This window comes from Myroides sp. C4067, from assembly GCF_038039665.1.
GTDB classification, from domain to species: domain Bacteria; phylum Bacteroidota; class Bacteroidia; order Flavobacteriales; family Flavobacteriaceae; genus Flavobacterium; species Flavobacterium odoratimimum.
This window is the reverse complement of sequence record NZ_JBBPHJ010000035.1, coordinates 20,970-27,694: the sequence shown is the minus strand read 5'-3', so window position 1 is coordinate 27,694 and position 6,725 is coordinate 20,970. Positions and strand designations below refer to the sequence as shown.

Here is a 6,725-nt window from a genome sequence, read left to right as displayed (position 1 = left end):
CGAAGAATCCCATCCTACATGATTGTAGAGTTACGTGTGAGACCCTTCCTATCGTAAGTGTGACATAGATAACGGATTAGTAGTTCCGTGTTATATGATTAACAATTAATATTTCCAGTTGTAATCATTCTGAGCTTGCGAAGAATCCCATCCTACATGATTGTAGAGTTACGTGTGAGACCCTTCCTATCGTCAGGGTGACATAAATAACGGATTAGTAATTCCGTGTTATATGATTAATATTTCCAGTTGTAATCATTCTGAGTCTACGAAGAATACCATCCTATACATCCACTCCTAATGTCCATTCTGAGCCTGCGAAGAATCTCATCCTATAGAGAAATACTAGTGAGATAATTACATACACTACCCTCACAGAATTACCCCAAAACTTAAAAACACTTTTTCTTCTTTTCGTTCTGATTACAGTCAAAAAATAAGAATACCCTCTCTAATTTCTCTTCTTTCCTTCACTTGTCTCCTCTTGAAGAAAACCAATCCTGCTAAAAGGTTCCTTTTTTCTAATTTTTTTTAATTGCACAAAAACATTATAAGTTGTATATCAGTTATTTATTAGAAATCCTAATTATACCAACTACTTGACAAGGTCAGTAAAAATACACTACAAGAGTCTTTCCTTGGACAATAGTTGGAGAATACTAGGACAATAACGGGGTTAAAGCAACTTTTGCCCAATAATACTCCTTTTATACTTCTTCTACTCTTCTTTTATGAAAACTTAATATGATCATACAGCATTAAAAATAAGCTCTATAGAAGGCGAAATCATTCGCTTTGATATTCTTCATTTCATGTCCTCATTTTTATAAAGTGTGATGTACATTAGGACAACTTCTTTTATCGATTGTTTGAACAGTTAAATAATCATATATCAGTATTTTATATCTTGTAATAACCAAAAAACGAGATAATCATGGCAGAAATCAAAGAAGGAATATTAGGTGCTGTAGTAGGAAAAGTAGGAACCGTAGTGGGCGTACTGTGGAGAGGAAGAAATATACTCCGCGCTAAGCCCTTAAAATCAAGTAAAAAAGCGACTGAAGCACAATTGAAACAATGGGATAAGATGAGTCTCGTATCTACCTTCGCTAGTAAATTCAAGGATTTTGTCAATGCGCATTGCCCTGCGGTCTACAACGGAGAGAAATGGATGACAGGAAAAGAACAAATGATTTCTAGACTGATGAAACAAGGCATCGCAATACATGAAGGAGAGCAATATGTACAAATAGACAAGGTGCTGCTCTCTATCGGAACTCTTGCTCCTGCTGTGATTAAGAAAATAAGTAGACTCAAAACAGGTAAGCTAAAAGTACAATGGGATAATCATCTGATCAATCCCCTGACGCTAGATACAGACGTACTAACGATTATGGCGTATCACGAAGAATTAGATAAATTCACGACCATCTCTAATATCGGGCAACGCAAAGATAGATATACTCACTTCTCTTTACCTAAGGAATGGCAAGAGGGGAAAGTCTATCTGTGGAGTATGTGGAAAGCACAAGACAGTAATGTACATAGTACAAGTTGCTTTCATGGAACATTAGAAATGGATATTGAGGGGGCTGGATATGAGGGAACAGGGAACCGAGAAACAGATAACAGGGAAACAGATAACAGGGAAACTGAGAATAAGGAAACTGGGAACAGAGAAACAGATAACATGGAGACTGGAAACGAGGGAACACTTGTTCCTATAACGGATAATGTAAGTGAATCCTCTCTTCCTATCCCACTTATGGAAGAAGAGTCCATAACTAAAAAAGAACTACCGCCTGGACTCATTCGTCAAGTCAGAAAGAAAATCATAAAAGAAATAAAGTCAAGAGAGTTTTCTAGTAGAGATAATACGCATGAAGAGATTATTTATGGAGCGCGGTCTGTCTTAGAAGCATTGAAGGCTGAAAAGGAACAGAGAGAGTGAAATAGCAAAGGTTAATTCACAGCACGTTATTCTTTAAATCTAATGGGATATAATTAGTTTTAACCCAGATTATGCAATAGACATATAAACGAAAAGTAATTATACAAAATAGGTTTGAATTAGTGATAAAAGCATACTATAGTATGGTTTTAGAGCTAATGAAAGAACTATGAAGTAGAATTGCTTTATAGTATTTGGCTAATGCGTAATGTGGGGTAAAAGCACTTACACATTGTCTAAATAGCGAATATCTTCTAAATCAACAGATGCTATTTAAACCATACTTACATATATAAAGTCACTTATAAGCGATGATTTTTAAAGTTACATCATATTGAATTACTATAAATTAGATTTTGTATTGATTCGATTTCTTGTTCTAATTTAGAACTCTTTATTAATAGAGGTTTTACAATCTCTCTCCTCACCTACTCCTTAAAAATCAGAAGTGACAAACTTTAACTAATTCCAGCACTTAGAGGTAGATTATTTATAAATAAGTGTCAGAGTTTATCTATAATTATTATTTATATTTGTAGCGAGTTATAACAATATGTATTAAAAAGAAATAGAATGAATACAGACGAAAAGTTTCACGACGAAATGGGAGACAACCACATCGCATCTAGTGATGCAACTCCACTTAGAAGTGATGCATTTGACCGCACAGATGACGAAAAAATAGAATTGATAAAAAAAGATGTAGAAAACATTCTTAACACTTTAGGATTAGACTTAACAGATGACAGTCTTAAGGGTACACCTAACCGTGTAGCTAAAATGTTTGTGAAAGAGATGTTTGGAGGATTAAATCCTGCTAAAAAGCCAAGTGCTTCTACATTTGACAATAAATATAAATACAACGAGATGTTGGTAGAAAAGAACATTGTAGTTTATTCTACTTGTGAACATCACTTACTACCTATCGTTGGGCGTGCTCACGTAGCGTATATATCTAATGGTACTGTAGTAGGTCTTTCTAAGATGAACCGTATCGTTGATTTTTATGCAAAGAGACCTCAGGTACAAGAGCGTTTAACTATTCAGATTGTAAATGAATTAAAACGTGTATTAAACACAGAAGATGTGGCATGTATCATCGATGCAAAACACTTATGTGTAAACTCAAGAGGAATCCGCGATATCGAAAGTAGTACTGTAACTGCTGAGTTCGGAGGAAAATTCCAAGATGAGAACGTTCGTAAAGAGTTCTTAAACTATATCCAATTAGAGACTAAGTTCTAAACATTACAAATTATATTATGCCTTTATATCAAGAACAGCAATTAAAAATGTACAACTCCATCACTGGAGAGAAAGAAGTTTTCAAACCTATCCATGAGGGTAAAGTGGGTATGTATGTATGTGGACCAACAGTCTACAACTATGTACACCTTGGGAACTGTCGTACTTTTATATCTTTTGACTTGGTATATCGTTATTTAAAACACTTAGGATATGCTGTGCGTTACGTTCGTAATATTACTGACGTAGGACATATGGTAGACGATGTAGATGAAGGAGAAGATAAAATCGCTAAAAGAGCGCGTATTGAGCAGATAGAACCAATGGAGATTGTTCAGAAATATACTTTGAACTTTCACAATATTCTAAAACAGTTCAATAACCTACCTCCTAGCATTGAACCAACGGCTACTGGGCATATCATCGAGCAAATAGAAATCATACAAGCGATCATCAACAATGGTTTTGCTTATGAGGTGAATGGATCTGTGTACTTCGATGTAGAGAAATACAATCAGTCTCATAACTATGGAATATTAAGTGGTCGTAAGATAGAAGATATGTTATCTAATACAAGAGATTTAGATGGACAATCTGACAAACGCAATCCACTTGACTTTGCACTTTGGAAAAATGCAGAGCCTCAGCATATCATGAGATGGCCTTCACCATGGGGAGATGGATTCCCTGGATGGCATCTAGAGTGTACTGCTATGAGTACAAAATACTTAGGTAAGCACTTCGATATACACGGAGGTGGAATGGATTTAAAATTCCCTCACCATGAGTGTGAGATTGCACAGAATGAAGCTTCTACAGGTAACTCACCTGTAAACTACTGGATGCATGCTAATATGCTTACTCTAAACGGTAAGAAAATGGCTAAATCTACAGGGAATAACATTCTTCCTGATGAATTATTCTCTGGCGAGAACAATATCCTTAGCAAAGGGTTTGCTCCTGCTGTAGCAAGGTTCTTTATCTTACAAGCGCACTATAGAAGTATCTTAGACTTCTCTGATGATGCTATCTTAGCGTCTGAAAGAGGATATCAAAGATTAATGGAAGCTATCAAATCTCTAAAAGATTTGAAAACTTCTAGCAACTCTTCTGTTGATATCACAAAATGGAGACAATCGTGCTATGATGCAATGAATGACGACTTTAACAGTCCGATTTTAATTGCAAACTTATTTGAAGCAGTTAAATTCATTAACCTAATTAAGGATAATAAAGAGACTATTTCGGCTACAGATTTAGATACTTTAATTAATAGTATGAGCGCATTTGTATTTGATGTATTAGGTTTAGAAAACACTGAAACAGCAAGTGCTAATAACGAAAAACTAGAAGGTGTAGTCAATATGCTTATCGGAATGCGCAACGAGGCTAGAGCAAACAAAGATTTCGCAATGTCAGACCACATTCGAGATGAACTAGCTAAAATCGGTATTCAACTAAAAGATGGTAAAGAAGGTACTTCTTTCTCTCTATAAATACACAAAAGAGGTTATTCTATGAATAGCCTCTTTTTTTATACATACCTCACCTACAATAGTTAAGTTTATTTTTTGTGATTATAAAATAGTCTTGCTAAAACTAATTCCTTCTACTCATTTCTAACCTAGAATTTCTTACTTTTAGCACTATAATTAAACTCATCGTACATTTGTACACTTTCATATTTCTGTTACTATGCTAAAGAAAATATTAATATTCCCATTTGTAATATTAGTCCGTTTTTATCAGCTGGCTATTTCACCATTCTTCCCTCCTGCTTGTCGATACAGTCCTACTTGCTCACAATACACCTTAGAAGCACTAAAAAAACATGGACTTTTTAAAGGTGGTTGGTTAGCTATAAAGCGAATCGCTAGTTGTGGACCATGGGGAGGTAAAGGATATGATCCAGTGCCTTAATTATTATTTAAGTAAACTAGGAACTGAGGAACACAAAACAGGGAGCTAGTAACTGAAATAGAAAACAAAAAACAATGAAGTACTCTTGGGTGTAAACCACAATTACTCTTTTGAGAATAAAGATTATTTCATACATTTATCATCTAACAGTATAAAAAACTATGATACATTCATTACATATGATTTGGAACCCATCAGAAGGGTTGGATTTAGGATTTATTAAACTGAGATATTACAGTCTTATGTTTGTAATCGCATTTGGTTTAGGGTGGTTCTTAATGAAAAAGATATATGATCGCGAAGGACTAAGTGTTGAGAAACTAGACAAATTATTTATCTATACTGTATTAGCAACTTTAATAGGAGCTCGTCTAGGGCATGTATTCTTTTACGATTGGGATTATTATAAAGATCACTTATTTGAGATTATATCACCAGTGCGTTTCACACCTAAGTTTGAAATCGTTGGTTTTAGTGGATTAGCAAGTCATGGTGCAGCTATTGCTATTATCACTGTTATGTATTTTTACAGTAAAAAGATTATTCAAAAACCTGTACTTTGGATACTAGATAGAGTAATCATCCCTGTAGCAATAGGGGGAGTTTTTGTTCGTTTAGGGAACTTCTTTAACTCAGAAATTATAGGACACGAAACTACAAATGCTTTAGGTATTCGATTTTTAAGAGATAAATTCTCTCCTAGAGAAGCAATGGAGATTACAGGAATTCCTGATTATAACCAAGCTTATGACGCGATAGCTCATAATCCACAGTTTGCAGAAGCTTTAAACCTAGTAGTAGCTAAACACCCTACTCAACTTTATGAGGCATTTGGATATATACTTGTGTTCATTATTGTTTACTATATGTATTGGAAGACAGATGCACGCAAAAAGTTAGGTTATATCTTTGGAGTGTTCTTAGTACTACTGTGGATGGTAAGATTTATAGTAGAATATATGAAAGAAAGTCAAGGAGGTTTTGAAGATCAACTAGGCAATATTTTATCAACAGGACAATGGTTAAGTATTCCATTTATCATCGTAGGGATTTACTTATGGGTTACTGCCAAGAATAGAGTATACGAATCATAAATATACAGAGAGCTAATCTAGATTGATTAGCTCTCTTTTTTTATATTTCTCTCTTGAGTGTATAATAGATCCTTTGTGTTGTACTCCCCATAATACAAGGAGCTGTAGACACTAGCTCCCATCCTTGACTTCCTAGATCATTTAGTGTATCATCGGTCTCCTTCATTTCCATTTTTGCAAAGAATCCACTAGTCACTACTTCAATTGTTTTATATTCAAATCGTTTCATAATATTGTAATTAGTTCATTCTAAGATAATCAATTAAACCCAGATTATGCAATAAACATATAAACGAAAAGTAATTATACAAAATAGCTCTGAATTAGTGATAAAAACATACTATAGTATAGTTTTAGAGCTAATGAAAGAACTATGAAGTAGAATTGCTTTGTAGTATTTGGCTAATACATAATGTGGGTTTAACATCACACTTCGAAATAATTCTATATTGTTTTGGCTGATTCTAACGTCCCCTATTTTTAACTAAGGATAAAAATGTTTTAGTTAGTAACAT

The 6,725-nt window shown here is 34.3% G+C and carries 6 protein-coding genes; 5 read left to right on the top strand and 1 reads right to left on the bottom strand.

The features are described from left to right. Positions 1–934 precede the first annotated feature (934 nt). The 5 genes from AABL87_RS16395 to lgt all read left to right on the top strand — a co-directional run bounded on the left by AABL87_RS16395 (position 935) and on the right by lgt (position 6,210). A complete protein-coding gene (locus AABL87_RS16395) occupies positions 935–1,951 on the top strand; it encodes a DUF6266 family protein (RefSeq protein WP_071307299.1) in 1,017 nt (338 codons plus the stop codon). Positions 1,952–2,524: 573 nt separating this feature from the next. Continuing rightward, positions 2,525–3,196 carry a GTP cyclohydrolase I FolE gene (gene folE, locus AABL87_RS16390; RefSeq protein WP_006259271.1) on the top strand — a complete coding sequence of 224 codons (672 nt, stop codon included), beginning with the start codon at positions 2,525–2,527 and terminating at the stop codon, positions 3,194–3,196. 17 nt (positions 3,197–3,213) lie between these two features. Beyond that, complete coding sequence (gene cysS, locus AABL87_RS16385) at positions 3,214–4,692, top strand: cysteine--tRNA ligase (protein ID WP_006263282.1); 1,479 nt, start codon at positions 3,214–3,216, stop codon at positions 4,690–4,692. A 199-nt stretch (positions 4,693–4,891) separates the two neighbouring features. Further along, positions 4,892–5,116 (top strand): membrane protein insertion efficiency factor YidD, encoded by a 225-nt coding sequence (gene yidD / locus AABL87_RS16380; protein ID WP_006259273.1) that lies wholly within the window; start codon positions 4,892–4,894, stop codon positions 5,114–5,116. A gap of 161 nt (positions 5,117–5,277) precedes the next feature. Then, positions 5,278–6,210, top strand: a complete 933-nt coding sequence (gene lgt / locus AABL87_RS16375; RefSeq protein ID WP_006259274.1) for a prolipoprotein diacylglyceryl transferase — start codon at positions 5,278–5,280, stop codon at positions 6,208–6,210. A 40-nt stretch (positions 6,211–6,250) separates the two neighbouring features. On the opposite strand, the gene AABL87_RS16370 is transcribed toward lgt, so the two are convergent. Then, positions 6,251–6,439, bottom strand: coding sequence for a DUF4177 domain-containing protein (locus tag AABL87_RS16370; RefSeq protein WP_016649600.1), 189 nt, complete (start codon positions 6,437–6,439; stop codon positions 6,251–6,253). Between the last annotated feature and the right edge of the window lie 286 nt (positions 6,440–6,725).